We start from the raw sequence: 18686 nt of genomic DNA, 5'->3' as shown, positions 1-18686 counted from the left end.
GTGGCGCGCAAGAGGTGGGCGTCAGCGGACGAAGACTCCCGCCTGGCCGGCCAGGTCCAGGAAGTACTGGGGGGCGATGCCGAGGACCAGGGTGGTGGCCACGCCCATGCCGATGGCCAGCATGGTCAGCGGGGACGGAACGGCCACGGTCGGGCCCTCCGGCTTCGGCTCGCTGAAGAACATCAGCACGATCACCCGGATGTAGAAGAACGCGGCGATCGCCGAGGAGATCACACCCACGATGACCAGCGGGACCGCTCCGCCGTCCGCCGCCGCCTTGAACACGGCGAACTTCCCCGCGAACCCGGAGGTCAGCGGGATGCCGGCGAAGGCCAGCAGGAAGATCGCGAAGACCGCCGCCACCAGCGGCGAGCGGCGGCCGAGCCCGGCCCACTTGGACAGGTGGGTCGCCTCGCCGCCCGCGTCCCGCACCAGCGTGACCACGGCGAACGCGCCGATCGTCACGAAGGAGTAGCCCGCCAGGTAGAAGAGGACCGAGGACACGCCGTCCTTGGACGTGGCGATGACACCCGCGAGGATGAACCCGGCGTGCGCGATGGACGAGTACGCCAGCAGGCGCTTGATGTCGGTCTGGGTGATGGCGACGACCGCACCGCCCAGCATGGTGATGATCGCCACCGCCCACATCACCGGCCGCCAGTCCCAGCGCAGGCCGGGCAGGACGACGTAGAGCAGGCGCAGCAGCGCGCCGAACGCGGCCACCTTCGTCGCCGCCGCCATGAACCCGGTCACGGGGGTGGGCGCGCCCTGGTAGACGTCGGGCGTCCACATGTGGAACGGCACCGCGCCCACCTTGAACAGCAGGCCCATGACGAGCAGGGCGCCGCCGATCAGCAGCAGCGCGTCGTTGCCCATCGTGTCGGCGAGCGCGGGGTCGACGTCGGTGACGGTGCCGTCGACCACCTGGGCGATGCGGGCGTACGACACCGAGCCCGCGTAGCCGTACAGCAGCGCGATGCCGAACAGGGTGAAGGCCGAGGCGAACGCGCCCAGCAGGAAGTACTTGACCGCGGCCTCCTGCGACATCAGCCGCTTGCGCCGGGCCAGCGCGCACAGCAGGTACAGCGGCAGGGAGAGGACCTCCAGGGCCACGAACAGGGTCAGCAGGTCGTTGGCCGCCGGGAAGATCAGCATGCCGCCGATCGCGAACAGGAGCAGCGGGAAGACCTCGGTGGTGGTGAAGCCCGCCCGCACCGCGGCCTTCTCGCTGTCGCTGCCGGGCACGGACGCGGCCTGCGCGGCGAAGGAGTCGACCCGGTTGCCGTGCGCCACCGGGTCCAGGCGCCGTTCAGCGAAGGTGAACAGGCCGACCAGGCCGGCCAGCAGGATGGTGCCCTGGAGGAAGAGGGCCGGACCGTCGACCGCGATCGCGCCCATGGCCGCGATGTGCGCCTTCGTGGTGCCGTACCCGTCGGCCGCGAGCGCGACGACCGCCGCGAACGCGGCGCACAGGGCGACGACGGACACGAACACCTGCGCGTAGTAGCGGGACCGGCGCGGCACGAACGCCTCGATCAGCACCCCCACCAGCGCCGCGCCGACGACGATCAGCGTCGGGGACAATTGTCCGTACTCGATCTTCGGCGCGTCGATCTTCGTGATCGGTTCGGCCGCGGTTGTCCACAGGCTGTGGACGGCTGTTGCACTCACTTGGCCGCCTCCACCTCGGGCCGGGGGTCCTTCTTGTGTACGTCGGACAGGGTCTGTTTGACCGCCGGGTCGACGATGTCCGTGACCGGCTTCGGGTAGACGCCCAGGAAGATCAGCAGCACGATCAGCGGGGCCACGACCAGCACCTCACGCGCGCGCAGGTCGGGCATCGCCGAGACCTCCGGCTTCACCGGGCCCGTCATCGTCCGCTGGTAGAGCACCAGGGTGTACAGGGCGGCGAGGACGATGCCGAAGGTGGCGATGATCCCGATCACCGGGTAGCGCGTGAACGTGCCGACCAGCACCAGGAACTCGCTCACGAACGGGGCGAGGCCGGGCAGCGACAGCGTGGCGAGGCCGCCGATCAGGAAGGTGCCGGCGAGCACCGGGGCGACCTTCTGCACGCCTCCGTAGTCGGCGATGAGCCGCGAGCCGCGCCGGGAGATGAGGAAACCGGCGACGAGCATCAGCGCGGCGGTGGAGATGCCGTGGTTGACCATGTACAGCGTGGCCCCGGACTGACCCTGGCTGGTCATCGCGAAGACGCCCATGATGATGAAGCCGAAGTGCGAGATCGACGCGTAGGCCACCAGGCGTTTGATGTCCCGCTGGCCGACGGCGAGCAGCGCGCCGTAGATGATGCTGATCACGGCCAGGACGAGGACGACCGGCGTCGCCCACTTGCTGGCCTCCGGGAACAGCTGGAGGCAGAAGCGGAGCATCGCGAACGTGCCCACCTTGTCGACGACCGCGGTGATGAGGACGGCGACGGGCGCGGTGGCCTCCTGCATGGCGTTGGGCAGCCAGGTGTGCAGCGGCCACAGCGGCGCCTTCACCGCGAAGGCGAAGAAGAAGCCGAGGAACAGCCAGCGTTCGGTGCTCGTCGCCATGTGCAGCCTGCCGTTCGCGCGGGCGTCGGCGATCTCGGTGAGCGAGAACGTCCCGGAGACCACGTAGAGCCCGATCACCGCGGCCAGCATGATCAGACCGCCGGCCAGGTTGTAGAGGAGGAACTTCACCGCCGCGTACGAGCGCTGGGTGGCGGCCGTCTCCTCGCCGTGCGCGTGGGCGCGGTCCCCGAAGCCGCCGATGAGGAAGTACATCGGAATGAGCATGGCTTCGAAGAAGATGTAGAAGACGAAGACGTCCGTGGCCTCGAACGAGATGACCACCATCGCCTCCACCGCCAGGATCAGCGCGAAGAAGCCCTGGGTGGGCCGCCAGCGGCGGCTGCCGGTCTCCAGCGGATCGGCGTCGTGCCAGCCGGCGAGGATGATGAACGGGATCAGCAGGGCGGTCAGCGCGACCAGCGCCACCGCGATGCCGTCGACGCCCAGTTCGTACCTGACCCCGAAGTCCCTGATCCAGGCGTGGTTCTCGGTGAGCTGGTAGCGCTCGCCGTCCGGGTCGAAGCGGACCAGGACGGTGACGGCCAGGGCGAGCGTGGCGAGCGAGACGAGCAGCGCCAGCCACTTGGCGGCGGTGCGCTGGGCGGCCGGTACGGCGGCCGTGGCGACGGCCCCGAGGGCCGGGAGCGCCGCCGTCGCTGTCAGCAGGGGAAAGGACATCGGTATCAGACCGCCCTCATCAGCAGGGTCGCGGCGACCAGGAGTGCCGCGCCGCCGAACATCGAGACCGCGTAGGAGCGGGCGAAGCCGTTCTGGAGCCGGCGCAGCCGTCCGGACAGGCCGCCGAAGCCGGCCGCCGTGCCGTTGACGACGCCGTCCACCAGGGAGTGGTCGAGGTAGACCAGGGAGCGCGTCAGGTGCTCACCGCCCCGCACCAGGACCACGTGGTTGAAGTCGTCCTGGAGCAGGTCGCGACGGGCCGCGCGGGTGAGCAGCGAGCCGCGCGGGGCGACCGCGGGGACGGGCCCCCGGCCGTACTGGGCCCAGGCGATGGCGACGCCGACGACCAGGCACACCATGGTGGCCCCGGTGATCACCCCCGCGCTGAGCGGCGCGTCGCCGTGGTCGTGCCCGGTGACCGGCTCCAGCCAGTTCAGGAAGCGGTCGCCGATGCTGAAGAAGGCACCGCCGAAGACCGAGCCGACGGCGAGGACGATCATCGGGACCGTCATGACCTTCGGGGACTCGTGCGGGTGCGGCTGGGTGTGCTCACCCCCGGTCTCGGCGGCGGGCTCCACGCCGGGCTCGGCCGGGGACGGGGTCGGGGCGTTGCGCCACCGTTCCTCTCCGAAGAACGTCATCAGCATCACGCGCGTCATGTAGAAGGCGGTGATGGCCGCGCCCAGCAGGGCCGCGCCGCCGAGGATCCAGCCCTCGGTGCCGCCCTTGGCGAACGCCGCCTCGATGATCTTGTCCTTGGAGAAGAAGCCGGACAGGCCCGGGAAGCCGATGATGGCGAGGTAGCCGAGGCCGAAGGTGATGAAGGTGACCGGCATGTACTTGCGCAGGCCGCCGTAGCGGCGCATGTCGACCTCGTCGTTCATGCCGTGCATCACCGAACCGGCGCCGAGGAACAGCCCGGCCTTGAAGAAGCCGTGCGTCACCAGGTGCATGATCGCGAAGACGTAGCCGATGGGGCCGAGACCGGCGGCGAGGACCATGTAGCCGATCTGCGACATGGTCGAGCCGGCCAGCGCCTTCTTGATGTCGTCCTTGGCGCAACCGACGATCGCACCGAACAGGAGCGTGACCGCACCGACGACGGTGACGGCCAGCTGGGCGTCGGGCGCCGCGTTGAAGATCGCGCCGGAGCGGACGATCAGATAGACGCCCGCGGTCACCATGGTCGCCGCGTGGATGAGGGCGGAGACCGGGGTCGGGCCCTCCATGGCGTCCCCGAGCCAGGACTGCAGCGGCACCTGGGCGGACTTGCCGCAGGCGGCGAGCAGCAGCATCAGGGCGATCGCGGTGAGCCTGCCCTCGGAGGCGTCGCCGACGTAACCCGGCTCCTCGTGCGTGCCGAGGACCGGGCCGAAGGCGAAGCTGCCGAAGGTGGTGAACATCAGCATGATCGCGATCGACAGGCCCATGTCGCCGACGCGGTTGACCAGGAATGCCTTCTTCGCGGCCGTGGCGGCGCTGGGCTTGTGCTGCCAGAAGCCGATCAGCAGGTACGAGGCGAGGCCGACGCCCTCCCAGCCGACGTACAGCAGCAGGTAGTTGTCGGCGAGGACGAGCAGCAGCATCGCCGCGAGGAACAGGTTCAGGTAGCCGAAGAAGCGGCGGCGGCGCTCGTCGTGCGCCATGTACCCGACCGAGTACAGGTGGATCAGCGAGCCGACGCCCGTGATGAGCAGGACGAACGTCATCGACAGCTGGTCCAGGCGGAAGGTGATGTCCGCCTGGAAGCCGGCCACCGGGATCCAGCTGAACAGGTGCTGGGTCAGCGTGCGGTGTCCGGCGTCCTCGCCGAGCAGATCCGCGAAGAGGACGAGCCCGAGGGCGAAGGAGACGAACGACAGCAGGACGCCGATCCAGTGGCCGGCGCGGTCCAGGCGCCGGCCGCCGACCAGGAGGACGGCCGCTCCGAGCAGGGGTGCCGCGACGAGCGGCGCGATCAGGTTCTCCACGATTCTTCCGACCCCTTACAGCTTCATCAGGCTGGCGTCGTCGACCGAGGCCGAGTGGCGGGTACGGAACAGCGACACGATGATCGCGAGGCCCACCACGACCTCCGCGGCGGCGACGACCATCGTGAAGAAGGCGATGATCTGGCCGTCGAGGTTGCCGTGCATCCGGGAGAAGGCGACGAACGCGAGGTTGCAGGCGTTCAGCATCAGCTCGACGCACATGAAGACCACGATGGCGTTGCGCCGGATGAGGACGCCGGTCGCGCCGATCGTGAACAGCAGGGCGGCGAGGTAGAGGTAGTTGACCGGGTTCACTTCGACGCCTCCTCGGGCCGCTTGAACGTCTCCGGTTCGATCGCCCGGCGCTCCAGGCGTTCCTCCGCGCGCTGCTCCAGCGCCCGCAGGTCGTTGAGGGCCTCGGTGGACACGTCCCGGATCTGGCCGCGGGCGCGCAGCGTCTTGTTGACGGTCAGCTCGGACGGGGTGCCGTCGGGCAGCAGGCCCGCGATGTCGACCGCGTTGTGCCGGGCGTAGACGCCGGGGGCGGGCAGCGGCGGGATGTACGTGCCCTCGCGGACGCGCTGTTCGGACAGCTCGCGCTGGGTCTTGGCGCGCTCCGTGCGCTCCCGGTGGGTGAGCACCATGGCGCCGACGGCGGCCGTGATGAGCAGCGCGCCGGTGATCTCGAAGGCGAAGACGTACTTGGTGAAGATCAGCGACGCCAGGCCCTCGACATTGCCGTTGGCGTTGGCCCGGCCGGTGCCGTTGAACTCCTTCAGGGAGGCGTTGCCGATGCCGGCGAGCAGCAGGACGCCGAAGCCGGTCCCGCACAGCAGGGCCAGCCAGCGCTGGCCCTTGATGGTCTCCTTCAGGGAGTCCGCGGCCGTGACGCCGACGAGCATCACCACGAACAGGAACAGCATCATGATCGCGCCGGTGTAGACGACGATCTGCACGATGCCGAGGAAGTAGGCGCCGTTGGCGAGGTAGAACACCGCCAGGACGATCATCGTGCCGGCGAGGCAGAGCGCGCTGTGCACGGCCTTCTTCATGAAGACGGTGCACAGGGCGCCGATCACCGCGACGGTGCCGAGGACCCAGAACTGGAAGGCCTCACCGGTGGAGGTGGTGTAGGCGGCCAGGGTGTGCGCGCTCATCGGCCGATCACCTCCTGCGAGGCCGGCTCGTCCTCGCCGAAGGTGTCGGCGGCCTCCTGCGGACTCTCGCCCTTGGAGACGGCGGTCTGCCGGACGGTGCCGGGCGCTGCGTGGGTGACCAGGCCGCGGTAGTAGTCCTGCTCGTCCGTCCCCGGGAAGATGGCGTGCGGGGTGTCGACCATGCCCTCTTCGAGACCGGCGAGCAGCTGCTCCTTGGTGTAGATGAGGTTGGCGCGGCTGGAGTCGGCCAGTTCGAACTCGTTGGTCATCGTCAGCGCGCGCGTGGGGCACGCCTCGATGCACAGGCCGCACAGGATGCAGCGGGCGTAGTTGATCTGGTAGACGCGGCCGTAGCGCTCGCCCGGCGAGTAGCGTTCCTCGTCGGTGTTGTCGGCGCCCTCCACATAGATGGCGTCGGCGGGGCAGGCCCAGGCGCACAGCTCGCAGCCGACGCACTTCTCCAGGCCGTCCGGATGGCGGTTGAGCTGGTGCCGTCCGTGGAACCGCGGAGCCGTGGTCTTCTTCTGCTCCGGGTACTGCTCGGTCAGCCGCTTCTTGAACATGGCCTTGAAGGTCACGCCGAAGCCGGCCACGGGGTTCTGGAAGCCGGGCTTGATCTGCCCGGACTCCTGAGGCTCCTCAGCCATCGGACGCCTCCTTTCCATCCGAAGTTCCGTCACTGACAGTGTCCGCCCCGCCACTGACAATCAGCTCCCGCTCCCGGCGCGGGCGGCGCCTGGGCACCGGCGGCAGCTGCTGTCCGGGCAGCGGCGGTACGGGGAATCCGCCCGCCATGGCATCGAAGACCGGCTCCCGGGCGGCGGGCGGCCCGGCGGTCCTGCCCTTCTCGCGGAACATGTCGGCGACGAAGGAGACGAGCAGCAGGGCGAGGACACCGCCGCCGACGTAGAGGGCGATGTCGGCGAAGTCGTAGTTCTCGTTGCGCAGCGCGCGGACGGTCGCGACGAGCATCAGCCAGGTCACCGAGACCGGGATGAGGACCTTCCAGCCGAGCTTCATCAGCTGGTCGTAGCGCACGCGCGGGAGGGTGCCGCGCAGCCAGATGAAGAAGAACAGCAGCAGCTGGACCTTGACGACGAACCAGAGCAGCGGCCACCAGCCGTGGTTGGCGCCCTCCCAGAAGGTGCTGATCGGCCAGGGCGCGCGCCAGCCGCCGAGGAAGAGGGTGGCGGAGACGGCCGAGACCGTCACCATGTTGACGTACTCCGCGAGCATGAACATCGCGAACTTGATCGACGAGTACTCGGTGTTGAAGCCGCCGACCAGGTCGCCCTCGGACTCCGGCATGTCGAAGGGGGCGCGGTTGGTCTCGCCGACCATCGTGACGATGTACAGGATGAAGGAGACCGGCAGCAGCAGGATGTACCAGCGGTCGGCCTGCGCCTCCACGATCCTGGACGTCGACATCGACCCCGAGTAGAGGAACACGGAGGCGAACGCGGCACCCATGGCGATCTCGTAGGAGATCATCTGCGCGCAGGAGCGCAGACCGCCCAGCAGCGGATAGGTGGAGCCGGAGCTCCAGCCCGCCAGCACGATGCCGTAGATGCCGACGGAGGCGACCGCGAGGATGTAGAGCATCGCGATCGGCAGGTCGGTGAGCTGCATCGTGGTGCGGTGGCCGAAGATCGAGATCTCGTTGCCGGCCGGGCCGAAGGGGATCACCGCGATCGCCATGAAGGCGGGGATGGCCGCGACGATCGGCGCGAGGACGTAGACCACCTTGTCCGCGCGTTTGACGACGAGGTCCTCCTTCAGCATCAGCTTGATGCCGTCGGCGAGCGACTGGAGCATGCCCCAGGGGCCGTGCCGGTTGGGGCCGATGCGCAGCTGCATCCAGGCGACGACCTTGCGTTCCCAGACGATGGAGAACAGCACGGTCACCATCAGGAAGGCGAAGCAGAAGACGGCCTTGACGACGACCAGCCACCAGGGGTCGCGGCCGAACATCGAGAGGTCTTCGACGGCGAGGTACGCGGTCATGCCTCCACCTCCTTGGGGGCCGTCTCGGCGGTGGCCGCCGGGCCGATGCGGACGAGGGAGCCGGGCCGCGCCCCGGTGTCGGAGGCGACGCCGCCACCGGCGGAGTTCAGCGGGAGCCAGACCACCCGGTCGGGCATCTCGGTGATCCGGAGAGGCAGTTCGGTCGTGCCGGCGGGGCCGGTGACGGCCAGCGTGTCGCCGTCCGCGACGCCCGCCTCGGCGGCCGTGGCCGCGGAGAGGCGGGCGAGCGCGGCGTGCCGGGTTCCGGCGAGCGCCTCGTCGCCCTCCTGCAGGAGGCCCTGGTCGAGCAGGAGCCGGTGCCCGGCCAGTACGGCCTCGCCGGCCGCCGGGCGGGGCAGGGCGCCCGCGGTCTCCATCGGCGGCAGGGCGCGGGGGCCGTCCCAGAGGCCGAGCCGGTCGATCTCCGCGCGGGTGGTGCGCAGGTCCGGCAGGCCCAGGTGGGCGTCCATGGCGTCGGCGAGCATGTGCAGCACGCGGGTGTCGGCCGGGGCGAGCCGGCGGGTCATCTGGTCGGGCTTGAGCGCGGCCTCGAAGGAGCGCACACGGCCTTCCCAGTTGAGGAAGGAGCCGGCCTTCTCGGCGACCGCGGCGACCGGCAGGACGACGTCGGCGTGCGCGGTGACCTCGCTGGGCCGCAGCTCCAGCGACACCAGGAAGCCGACGCTCTCCAGTGCCTCACGCGCGCGTGCCGGGTCGGGCAGGTCGGCGACCTCCACCCCGGCGACCAACAGCGCGGACAGTTCCCCGGCCGCGGCGGCCGCCAGGATCTGGTGGGTGTCGCGGCCGTAGCCCGCGGGGAGTTCGGCGAGCCCCCAGACGGCGGCGACCTCCTCCCGCGCGCGCGGGTCGGTCGCGGGCCGGCCGCCCGGCAGCAGGGAGGGCAGCGCGCCCGCCTCCACGGCGCCGCGCTCACCGGCCCGGCGGGGGATCCACACCAGCTCGGCGCCGGTCGCGGCGGCGGTGCGCACGGCGGCGGTGAGGCCGCCCGGGACCGCGGCCAGCCGCTCGCCCACGACGATGACGGCGCCGTCGGCGCGCAGCGCCTCGGCGGCGCGCGTGCCGGGTTCCTCGAGGCCGACGCCGCTCGCGAGGGCGTCCAGCCACTCGGTCTCGGTGCCGGGGGCGGCCGGCAGCAGCGTGCCGCCGGTCTTCTCCAGGCCCCGGGTGGCGTGCGTGGCCAGCGCGAACACCTGCTGCTTGTGCTTGCGCCAGGCCTTGCGCAGCCGCAGGAAGACGCCGGGGGCCTCCTCCTCCGACTCGAAGCCGGCCAGCAGCACGGCGGGCGCCTTCTCCAGGGAGGTGTACGTGACGCCCGTACCGTCCAGGTCACGGCCGCGGCCGGCGACCCGGGCGGCGAGGAAGTCGGCCTCCTCACCGCTGTGCACGCGCGCGCGGAAGTCGATGTCGTTGGTGTCGAGCGCCACGCGGGCGAACTTGCTGTAGGCGTAGGCGTCCTCGACGGTCAGCCGGCCGCCGATGAGGACGCCGGCCCGGGAACGCGCGGCGGCAAGGCCCTCGGCCGCCGCCTGGAGCGCCTCGGGCCAGGAGGCGGGCTCCAGCACCCCGTCGGCGTTCCGGACCAGCGGGGTCTCGAGGCGGTCGCGCTGCTGCGCGTAGCGGAACGCGAAGCGTCCCTTGTCGCAGAGCCACTCCTCGTTGACCTCGGGGTCGTTGGCGGCGAGCCGCCGCATGACCTTGCCGCGCCGGTGGTCGGTGCGGGTGGCGCAGCCGCCGGCGCAGTGTTCGCACACCGACGGCGAGGAGACGAGGTCGAAGGGGCGGGAGCGGAAGCGGTACGCGGCCGAGGTGAGCGCGCCGACCGGGCAGATCTGGATGGTGTTGCCGGAGAAGTACGACTCGAAGGGGTCGCCCTCGCCGGTGCCGACCTGCTGGAGCGCGCCCCGCTCGATCAGCTCGATCATGGGGTCGCCCGCGATCTGGTTGGAGAAGCGGGTGCAGCGGGCGCACAGCACGCACCGCTCGCGGTCGAGCAGCACCTGGGTGGAGATCGCGACGGGCTTCTCGTAGGTCCGCTTGCGGCCCTCGAAGCGGGACTCGGCGTTGCCGTGCGAGACCGCCTGGTTCTGCAACGGGCACTCGCCGCCCTTGTCGCAGACCGGGCAGTCCAGCGGGTGGTTGATGAGCAGCAGCTCCATCACACCGTGCTGGGCCTTCTCGGCGACCGGGGAGGTGAGGTGGGTCTTGACGACCATGCCGTCGGTGCAGGTGATCGTGCAGGACGCCATCGGCTTGCGCTGGCCCTCGACCTCGACGATGCACTGGCGGCAGGCGCCGGCCGGGTCCAGGAGGGGATGGTCGCAGAACCGGGGGATCTCGATGCCGAGCTGTTCGGCGGCGCGGATGACCAGGGTGCCCTTGGGCACGCTGATCTCGATGCCGTCGATGGTCAGCGTGACGAGGTCTTCCGGCGGGACCGCCGCCTCGCCCCCGCCGGCGGGGGCGCTCGTGGTCACGGTCATGCGTTCACCTCCGGGCGGTCCGCCCAGGCCGTGGACTTGGCCGGGTCGAAGGGGCAGCCCCGGCCCGTGATGTGCTGTTCGTACTCCTCGCGGAAGTACTTCAGCGAGGAGAAGATCGGGGACGCGGCGCCGTCGCCGAGGGCGCAGAAGGACTTGCCGTTGATGTTGTCGGCGATGTCGGCGAGCTTGTCGAGGTCGGACATGGCGCCCTTGCCCGCCTCGATGTCCCGCAGCAGCTGCACCAGCCAGTACGTCCCTTCCCGGCAGGGGGTGCACTTGCCGCAGGACTCGTGGGCGTAGAACTCGGTCCAGCGGGTGACGGCCCGCACCACGCAGGTCGTCTCGTCGAAGCACTGCAGGGCCTTGGTGCCGAGCATGGAGCCGGCGGCGCCGACGCCCTCGTAGTCGAGGGGGACGTCGAGGTGTTCGTCGGTGAACATCGGTGTGGAGGAGCCGCCCGGTGTCCAGAACTTCAGCCGGTGGCCGGGGCGCATGCCGCCGCTCATGTCGAGGAGCTGGCGCAGGGTGATGCCGAGCGGGGCCTCGTACTGTCCGGGGCTGGCGACGTGGCCGCTGAGCGAGTAGAGCGTGAAGCCCGGGGACTTCTCGCTGCCCATCGACCTGAACCAGTCCTTGCCGTTTTTCAGGATGGCGGGAACCGACGCGATCGACTCGACGTTGTTCACCACAGTGGGACAGGCGTAGAGGCCTTCCACGGCGGGGAAGGGGGGACGCAGTCGCGGTTGACCACGGCGGCCTTCGAGCGAGTCGAGCAGTGCGGTCTCCTCACCGCAGATGTACGCGCCGGCGCCGGCGTGCACGGTGAGCTTCACGTCGAGCCCGCTGCCCAGGATGTTCTCGCCGAGGTAGCCCGCCGCCTCGGCCTCGCGCACGGCCTCGTGCAACCGCCGCAGTACGGGGACGACCTCACCCCGCAGATAGATGAAGGCGTGCGACGACCTGATGGCGTAGCACGCGATGACGATGCCCTCGATGAGGCTGTGCGGGTTCGCGAAGAGGAGCGGGATGTCCTTGCACGTCCCGGGTTCCGACTCGTCGGCGTTGACAACGAGATAGTGCGGTTTTCCATCGCCCTGGGGGATGAACTGCCACTTCATCCCGGTCGGGAACCCCGCGCCGCCGCGGCCTCGCAGCCCGGATTCCTTGACGTACGCGATCAGGTCGTCCGGCGACATGGCGAGGGCCTTGCGGAGCCCTTCGTACCCTTCGTGCCTCCGGTAGACGTCCAGAGTCCAGGACCGGTCCTCGTCCCAGAAGGCCGACAGCACGGGTGCGAGCAGCTTCTCGGGGCTCGGGTCCTTGACCTCGGATACCACGGTCATCACTCCCCCTCCTCTTCGGCCTGGCCCGCCGACGGGGCGTCCGGGGACTCCTGGACCCGCGGGTGGACCACGCGCGCGGTCGCGTCCTCTCCCTTGGCCAGGCGCAGGCCCACCAGTGAGGCGGGTCCGGCGCTGCCGCCCTCCTCGACGGCCCCGGGCCGCTCGTCGGGGAAGCCGGCCAGGATCCGCGCGGTCTCCTTGAAGGTGCACAGGCGCGCCCCGCGCGTGGGCTGTACGGGGCGCCCGGCGCGCAGGTCGTCGACCAGGCGCTTGGCGCTCGCGGGGGTCTGGTTGTCGAAGAACTCCCAGTTGACCATCACGACCGGCGCGTAGTCGCAGGCCGCGTTGCACTCGATGTGCTCCAGGGTGACCTTGCCGTCGCCGGTGGTCTCGCCGTTGCCGACGCCCAGGTGCTCCTGGAGGGTCTCGAAGATGGCGTCGCCGCCCATGACCGCGCACAGCGTGTTGGTGCACACGCCGACCTGGTAGTCACCGGAGGGCCGGCGCCGGTACATGGAGTAGAAGGTGGCGACCGCGGTGACCTCGGCCGTGGTCAGGCCGAGCATCTCCGCGCAGAACCGCATCCCGGTGCGGGTGACGTGGCCCTCCTCGGACTGCACGAGGTGGAGCAGCGGCAGCAGGGCGGACCGGGAGTCGGGGTAGCGCGCGATCACTTCGCGGGCGTCCGCCTCCAGCCGGGCCCGGACGTCGTCCGGGTAGGCCGGTGCGGGCAGTTCGGGCATGCCCAGGCTGATGCCCCGCTCCGAAGAAGAGGTGGTCACCGGTCGACGCCTCCCATCACGGGGTCGATGGACGCGACGGCGACGATGACGTCGGCGACCTGGCCGCCCTCGCACATCGCCGCCATCGCCTGAAGGTTGGTGAAGGACGGGTCGCGGAAGTGGACCCGGTAGGGGCGGGTGCCGCCGTCGGAGACGGCGTGCACCCCGAGTTCGCCCTTGGGCGACTCCACGGCCGCGTACGCCTGCCCCGGCGGGACCCGGAAGCCCTCGGTGACCAGCTTGAAGTGGTGGATCAGGGCCTCCATGGAGGTGCCCATGATCTTCTTGATGTGGTCGAGGGAGTTGCCGAGTCCGTCCGGTCCGAGGGCGAGCTGGGCGGGCCAGGCGATCTTCTTGTCCGCGACCATGACCGGGCCGGGCTGGAGCCGGTCCAGGCACTGCTCGATGATCCTGAGCGACTGGCGCATCTCCTCCAGGCGGACGAGGAAGCGGCCGTAGGCGTCGCAGGAGTCGGCGGTCGGGACGTCGAACTCGTAGTTCTCGTAGCCGCAGTACGGCTGGGTCTTGCGCAGGTCGTGCGGGAGGCCGGTGGAGCGCAGGATCGGGCCGGTGGCGCCGAGGGCCATGCAGCCGGCCAGGTCGAGGTAGCCGATGTCCTGCATGCGGGCCTTGAAGATGGGGTTCCCGGTGGCGAGCTTGTCGTACTCCGGGAGGTTCCGCTTCATCTTCTTCACGAACTCGCGGATCTGGTCCACCGCGCCGGGCGGCAGGTCCTGGGCGAGTCCGCCGGGCCGGATGTACGCGTGGTTCATGCGCAGGCCCGTGATGAGCTCGTAGAGGTCGAGAATCATTTCACGATCACGGAATCCGTAGATCATGATCGTGGTGGCCCCCAGCTCCATGCCGCCGGTGGCGATGCACACCAGGTGGGAGGACATCCGGTTGAGCTCCATCAGGAGCACCCGGATGATCTCGGCGCGCTCGGTGACCTGGTCCTCGATGCCGAGGAGTTTCTCGACGGCGAGACAGTAGGCGGTCTCGTTGAAGAAGGACGTCAGGTAGTCCATGCGCGTCACGAACGTGGTGCCCTGCGTCCACGTGCGGTATTCGAGGTTCTTCTCGATGCCCGTGTGGAGGTAGCCGATGCCGCAGCGGGCCTCGGTGACCGTCTCGCCCTCGATCTCCAGGATGAGGCGGAGCACTCCGTGGGTGGACGGGTGCTGGGGGCCCATGTTGACGACGATGCGTTCGTCGTCGGCGCGGGCCGCGGACCGGACGACCTCGTCCCAGTCGCCACCGGTGACCGTGTAGACGGTGCCCTCGGTGGTTTCCCGGGCGGCTGCTGACTGGGTGCTGCTCACGAGTACGACCTCCGCTGGTCCGGAGCCGGGATCTGGGCGCCCTTGTACTCGACGGGGATGCCGCCGAGGGGGTAGTCCTTGCGCTGCGGGTGGCCCTGCCAGTCGTCCGGCATCATGATCCGCGTCAGGGCCGGGTGGCCGTCGAAGACGATCCCGAAGAAGTCGTAGGTCTCGCGCTCGTGCCAGTCGTTGGTCGGGTAGACGGAGACCAGGGACGGGATGCGCGGGTCGCTGTCGGGGGCGCTGACTTCCAGGCGGATCAGCCGGTTGTGGGTGATCGAGCGCAGGTGGTAGACGGCATGCAGCTCGCGGCCCTTGTCGTTCGGGTAGTGGACGCCGCTGACGCCGGTGCACAGCTCGAAGCGCAGCGCCGGGTCGTCGCGCAGGACGCGGGCGACGCGGACCAGGTGCTCGCGTTCGATGTGGAAGGTCAGTTCGTCGCGGTCGACGACCGTCTTCTCGATGGCGTTCTCGGGCAGCAGGCCCTGTTCCTCCAGCGCGCCTTCGAGTTCGTCGGCGACCTCGTCGAACCAGCCGCCGTAGGGGCGGGTCGCCGGTCCCGGGAGCCGGACCGAGCGCACGAGGCCGCCGTAGCCGGAGGTGTCGCCGCCGTTGTCGGCGCCGAACATGCCGCGCTGGACGCGGATCTCCTCGCCGCCCTGGCCGCGCATCCCGGGGAGGTTGGCCGCGGCGAGGTCCTTCTCGGGATTCACCCCGTTCCCGGAACCGTTCGCGGACCCGTTGGCGTGCGCGGACCCGTTCGCGCCCTGGGTGCCGTTCTTCGCGTCGCTCACCGCAGCAGCCCCTTCATCTCGATCGTGGGCAGGGCCTTCAGTGCCGCTTCCTCCGCCTCCCGGGCCGCTTCCTCGGCGTTCACGCCGAGCTTGGACGACTGGATCTTCTGGTGGAGCTTGAGGATCGCGTCCATGAGCATCTCGGGCCGGGGCGGACAGCCGGGGAGGTAGATGTCGACCGGGACGATGTGGTCGACGCCCTGGACGATCGCGTAGTTGTTGAACATGCCGCCCGAGGAGGCGCAGACGCCCATGGAGATCACCCACTTGGGGTTGGGCATCTGGTCGTAGACCTGCCGCAGGACGGGCGCCATCTTCTGGCTGACCCGGCCGGCGACGATCATCAGGTCGGCCTGGCGCGGCGAGCCGCGGAAGACCTCCATGCCGAAGCGGGCGAGGTCGTAGCGGCCGGCGCCGGTGGTCATCATCTCGATGGCGCAGCAGGCCAGGCCGAAGGTGGCCGGGAAGACGGACGCCTTGCGCACCCAGCCCGCGGCCTGCTCGACGGTGGTGAGCAGGAAGCCGCTCGGCAGCTTTTCTTCGAGTCCCATGTCTAAAGGCCCCTCAGTCCCATTCCAGGCCGCCGCGCCGCCATACGTACGCGTACGCGACGAAGACGGTGAGCACGAAGAGCAGCATCTCCACGAGCCCGAAAATCCCCAGGGCGTCGAAGGTGACGGCCCAGGGGTAGAGGAAGACGATCTCGATGTCGAAGACGATGAAGAGCATCGCCGTCAGGTAGTACTTGATGGGGAAGCGCCCGCCGCCGGCCGGCGTGGGGGTCGGCTCGATGCCGCACTCGTAGGCTTCGAGTTTGGCGCGGTTGTACCGCTTCGGACCGATCAGCGTGGCCATGACCACGGAGAAGATCGCAAAGCCTGCCCCGAGGGCTCCCAGTACGAGGATGGGCGCATACGCGTTCACCGCTCCTCGCTCCTCTCAGTCGGCACTGACTGCTGGCGGATCACTGGGCTCACGCGCCTCACCGGTCCCACGAACCCCGCTCGTCCCGGGCGAAGATCGAGAACATGTGAAGCAGGTCACAAGCCCGATTGCCTCGCATCTTATGCCTGTCGCTCTGTGATCTGCGACACGGGGTATTGCACAAGCTTTGTGATCTCCACCACCTGACGAAGGATCATGAAGTCGGATGATGGGTGATCTACACACCGGAAGCGTTCAGTTGATCACCAGAAGTGACATTCCTACTTATCAGCGCAGGCGAGAGGGGTCGTCTCAATATCAAGAGAGTTCGCCTGCATGCAAATTGGTGCCGGGCGCAGCTATCTGGTAGTGGAGCCCGTTCACACCCCGGAGCGGACCCCGGAGCGGATGTGAACGCGGACCCCGGCGCGTGCACGCGTTCACGAAGTCCGCACGCGCCGGACGCCGGAGTTCCACCGGCCGTTCCGTGACCTCCGTCACGTTCATGAGAGGGCGATGAGAACCGGGCTTGGCCAACGACCCCAACCAGTGGTAGGCGTGGGGCAATTCGGACGTAATGATCAAAGACCGTGATCAAGGGCTTGATCACGACGGTCCGCAATGTCCGTTACGGCGTCAATAAAGGGCGACACGCCCGGGTTTCCAGGTATCGATTGAGCAACTGTGGCGCACGACACGTTTCTTGAAGATATGAAGGAGCCCCTGGTACCGGTTGTTCCCATGTCCCACACCGCTCACATACGCAGCCACCGGAAGCCCCGCCGCAGCGCGTCGACCCTCGCCGTGCGGGCCGGAGTTGCCGGTGGCGTCCTCAGCACCCTGGCAGTCGCCGGGGCGTCCGGGTCGGCGAACGCGGCCGAGCCGGTGACGCAGACCCTCGAACTGCCCACCCTGACGGCCGACCTGGCCGCTCAGGCGGCCCAGTCCGCGGACGCGACCGAGCAGGCCGCCGCGAACTACCAGCTGCAGGCGGAGCGTGACGCGGCCGCCGCCAAGGCCGCCAAGAAGGCCGAGGCGGACCTCGCCGAGGCCAAGAAGAAGGCGGCCGAGGCCAAGAAGAAGGCCGAGGAGGAAGCCCGCAAGGAGGCCGCCGCCCGCGCGTCGCGCACCGCGGCGCGGACCACGCTCTCCACCACGTCGGCCGACACCGGCACCACCACCCTCGGCGGCGGCACCGGCACGGAGGCCGGCACCAGCACCGACACCGGCACGTCCACGGCCACCGGATCGGCCGCGACGATCGTCAACTTCGTCAAGTCCCAGGTCGGCAAGGCGTACGTCCCCGGCGCCACCGGCCCGTCCGCCTACGACTGCTCCGGCCTGGTGCAGACGGCCTTCCGGCAGATCAACGTCAGCCTGCCGCGCGTGTCGCAGGACCAGTCGACCGCCGGCACCCAGGTCTCGCTGAGCAACCTCCAGCCGGGCGACATCCTGTACTGGGGCAGCGCGGGCAGCGCGTACCACGTGGCGGTGTACGTCGGCGGCGGCATGTTCGTCGGCGCGCAGAACTCCTCCACCGGTGTGGTGGAGCGCCCGCTGTCCTACGACCCGCCCACCGGCGCCGTACGGGTGCTCTGAGCGCACTCCGCGCCTCTTGCGCGCACAACAGGGCCGCTGCCCCCGGGCAGCGGCCCTCACGCGTTCCCTGACATGCTCTGCTCGGGCCGCCGTCCGGTGGTCCGCGTCCGAGCGAAGGAGTCCACGCGATGCCACGCGTGTTCGTACAGGGAAATCCCGTCGGCTACTACCCGCGCTACGCCCCCGAGGCCGGGCGTGGCGCGGTGCGGCGCATCACCGAGGTCGGCGAGGAGGTGCTGCACAAGCCGTGCCGGGACGTCACGGAGTTCGGGCCCGACCTCGCCGCGCTCATCGACGACATGTTCCGCACGATGTACGTCGCCGAGGGCGCGGGGCTGGCGGCGAATCAGGTCGGTGTGGACTTGAGGCTGTTCGTGTACGACTGCCCGGACGACGACGGTGTCCGGCATGTCGGACACATCGTCAACCCTGTGCTCGAAACGCCCACCGGTGAGCGACGGCTGCTGGACGAGGGTGAGGGCTGCCTGTCGGTGCCCGGCGCCGTGATGGCCGTACCCCGGCCGGACCGGGCCGTCGTGCGCGGGCAGGACCGGAACGGCCGGCCGGTCGTCATCGAGGGCACCGGGTACTTCGCCCGCTGCCTCGCCCACGAGACCGACCACACCGACGGCCGCCTCTACCTGGACCGGCTGTCCAAGCGGGAACGGAAGGACGCGCTGCGGCAGATGACGGACCGCCGGGACGAGGTGTACGCCCGCCGCGCCGCCAAGGAGACCGCTTTCGGCGGCGCCTGACCTCCTGCGGCCCACGGTGGCGCCGGACGCCCTCGGCGGGCTCCCGGCGCCGCCCGGGTCCCACGGGGTCAGGGAACGGTTCCGCGAAGCGACCGCCGACCGCATCCCGGCGCCCGAGGCATTCCCGACCCGCCCCCGGCCGGCTCCGGGCCACCCCGGACGCCCAACGGCACCCGGTGCGTCCGGCCCCCGCACCCGCCCGGCTGGGCCTGACCCCGTCGCACACGGCACCACCAGGCCGACTGCCGACCGCGCCCCCGCGCACCTCGGCCCGGGGCCGCCCCGATCGGCCGCCG

Annotated in this window: 16 protein-coding genes; 2 read left to right on the top strand and 14 right to left on the bottom strand. The window is 70.0% G+C overall.

The window, feature by feature from the left end; translation table 11 throughout:
• Positions 1 to 21: 21 nt before the first annotated feature.
• From nuoN to HB370_RS23510, 14 genes are read right to left on the bottom strand one after another with little or no spacing between them, the layout of a single operon-like run.
• A complete protein-coding gene (gene nuoN / locus HB370_RS23575; protein WP_030778345.1) occupies positions 22 to 1671 on the bottom strand; it encodes an NADH-quinone oxidoreductase subunit NuoN in 1650 nt (549 codons plus the stop codon).
• Entirely contained in the window at positions 1668 to 3239 is a 1572-nt protein-coding gene (locus HB370_RS23570) for an NADH-quinone oxidoreductase subunit M (protein WP_030778343.1), read from the bottom strand. Before HB370_RS23570 ends, nuoN begins: the two co-directional genes overlap by 4 nt.
• 5 nt (positions 3240 to 3244) lie before the next feature.
• On the bottom strand, positions 3245 to 5209 hold the full coding sequence (gene nuoL, locus HB370_RS23565) for an NADH-quinone oxidoreductase subunit L (protein ID WP_030778341.1): 1965 nt from the start codon (positions 5207 to 5209) through the stop codon (positions 3245 to 3247).
• Positions 5210 to 5224: 15 nt separating this feature from the next.
• Entirely contained in the window at positions 5225 to 5524 is a 300-nt protein-coding gene (gene nuoK / locus HB370_RS23560; RefSeq protein ID WP_030778338.1) for an NADH-quinone oxidoreductase subunit NuoK, read from the bottom strand.
• Positions 5521 to 6366 (bottom strand): NADH-quinone oxidoreductase subunit J, encoded by an 846-nt coding sequence (locus tag HB370_RS23555; RefSeq protein WP_030778335.1) that lies wholly within the window; start codon positions 6364 to 6366, stop codon positions 5521 to 5523. The genes nuoK and HB370_RS23555 overlap by 4 nt, the downstream gene beginning before the upstream one ends.
• The gene (gene nuoI, locus HB370_RS23550; protein ID WP_030778333.1) at positions 6363 to 7013 is read right to left on the bottom strand and encodes an NADH-quinone oxidoreductase subunit NuoI; all 651 of its coding nucleotides are present in this window, start codon (positions 7011 to 7013) and stop codon (positions 6363 to 6365) included. The genes HB370_RS23555 and nuoI overlap by 4 nt, the downstream gene beginning before the upstream one ends.
• Complete coding sequence (gene nuoH / locus HB370_RS23545; RefSeq protein WP_030778331.1) at positions 7006 to 8370, bottom strand: NADH-quinone oxidoreductase subunit NuoH; 1365 nt, start codon at positions 8368 to 8370, stop codon at positions 7006 to 7008. The genes nuoI and nuoH overlap by 8 nt, the downstream gene beginning before the upstream one ends.
• Positions 8367 to 10871 carry an NADH-quinone oxidoreductase subunit G gene (locus HB370_RS23540; RefSeq protein WP_030778328.1) on the bottom strand — a complete coding sequence of 835 codons (2505 nt, stop codon included), beginning with the start codon at positions 10869 to 10871 and terminating at the stop codon, positions 8367 to 8369. Before HB370_RS23540 ends, nuoH begins: the two co-directional genes overlap by 4 nt.
• On the bottom strand, positions 10868 to 12217 hold the full coding sequence (gene nuoF / locus HB370_RS23535) for an NADH-quinone oxidoreductase subunit NuoF (protein ID WP_208974435.1): 1350 nt from the start codon (positions 12215 to 12217) through the stop codon (positions 10868 to 10870). Before nuoF ends, HB370_RS23540 begins: the two co-directional genes overlap by 4 nt.
• Positions 12214 to 12996, bottom strand: coding sequence for an NADH-quinone oxidoreductase subunit NuoE (gene nuoE / locus HB370_RS23530; RefSeq protein WP_030778324.1), 783 nt, complete (start codon positions 12994 to 12996; stop codon positions 12214 to 12216). Before nuoE ends, nuoF begins: the two co-directional genes overlap by 4 nt.
• The gene (locus tag HB370_RS23525; RefSeq protein ID WP_030778322.1) at positions 12993 to 14318 is read right to left on the bottom strand and encodes an NADH-quinone oxidoreductase subunit D; all 1326 of its coding nucleotides are present in this window, start codon (positions 14316 to 14318) and stop codon (positions 12993 to 12995) included. The genes nuoE and HB370_RS23525 overlap by 4 nt, the downstream gene beginning before the upstream one ends.
• A complete protein-coding gene (locus tag HB370_RS23520) occupies positions 14315 to 15112 on the bottom strand; it encodes an NADH-quinone oxidoreductase subunit C (RefSeq protein WP_030778319.1) in 798 nt (265 codons plus the stop codon). Before HB370_RS23520 ends, HB370_RS23525 begins: the two co-directional genes overlap by 4 nt.
• The gene (locus HB370_RS23515) at positions 15109 to 15663 is read right to left on the bottom strand and encodes an NADH-quinone oxidoreductase subunit B (RefSeq protein WP_007383964.1); all 555 of its coding nucleotides are present in this window, start codon (positions 15661 to 15663) and stop codon (positions 15109 to 15111) included. The genes HB370_RS23520 and HB370_RS23515 overlap by 4 nt, the downstream gene beginning before the upstream one ends.
• Before the next feature lie 13 nt (positions 15664 to 15676).
• Positions 15677 to 16036, bottom strand: coding sequence for an NADH-quinone oxidoreductase subunit A (locus HB370_RS23510; protein WP_003992243.1), 360 nt, complete (start codon positions 16034 to 16036; stop codon positions 15677 to 15679).
• 741 nt (positions 16037 to 16777) lie between these two features.
• Between HB370_RS23510 and HB370_RS23505 the strand changes: the two genes are divergently transcribed.
• Positions 16778 to 17635, top strand: coding sequence for a C40 family peptidase (locus tag HB370_RS23505; protein WP_030778315.1), 858 nt, complete (start codon positions 16778 to 16780; stop codon positions 17633 to 17635).
• 128 nt (positions 17636 to 17763) lie between these two features.
• Positions 17764 to 18390 carry a peptide deformylase gene (gene def / locus HB370_RS23500; RefSeq protein WP_030778313.1) on the top strand — a complete coding sequence of 209 codons (627 nt, stop codon included), beginning with the start codon at positions 17764 to 17766 and terminating at the stop codon, positions 18388 to 18390.
• Positions 18391 to 18686: the final 296 nt, after the last annotated feature.

It is taken from the genome of Streptomyces sp. DSM 40868 (assembly GCF_011820545.1).
In the GTDB taxonomy this organism is placed as follows: domain Bacteria; phylum Actinomycetota; class Actinomycetes; order Streptomycetales; family Streptomycetaceae; genus Streptomyces; species Streptomyces eurythermus.
The sequence above is the reverse complement of the archived record's forward strand: the minus strand, read 5'-3'. Positions and strand labels throughout refer to the sequence as shown.

Bases quoted from the DNA above. Each gene is read 5' to 3' on its own strand.
- HB370_RS23555 (WP_030778335.1), bottom strand. From the start codon at position 6,366: ATGAGCGCGCACACCCTGGCCGCCTACACCACCTCCACCGGTGAGGCC.
- nuoI (WP_030778333.1), bottom strand. From the start codon at position 7,013: ATGGCTGAGGAGCCTCAGGAGTCCGGGCAGATCAAGCCCGGCTTCCAG.
- nuoH (WP_030778331.1), bottom strand. From the start codon at position 8,370: ATGACCGCGTACCTCGCCGTCGAAGACCTCTCGATGTTCGGCCGCGAC.
- HB370_RS23515 (WP_007383964.1), bottom strand. From the start codon at position 15,663: ATGGGACTCGAAGAAAAGCTGCCGAGCGGCTTCCTGCTCACCACCGTC.
- HB370_RS23570 (WP_030778343.1), bottom strand. From the start codon at position 3,239: ATGTCCTTTCCCCTGCTGACAGCGACGGCGGCGCTCCCGGCCCTCGGG.
- HB370_RS23540 (WP_030778328.1), bottom strand. From the start codon at position 10,871: ATGACCGTGACCACGAGCGCCCCCGCCGGCGGGGGCGAGGCGGCGGTC.
- def (WP_030778313.1), top strand. From the start codon at position 17,764: ATGCCACGCGTGTTCGTACAGGGAAATCCCGTCGGCTACTACCCGCGC.
- HB370_RS23505 (WP_030778315.1), top strand. From the start codon at position 16,778: ATGTCCCACACCGCTCACATACGCAGCCACCGGAAGCCCCGCCGCAGC.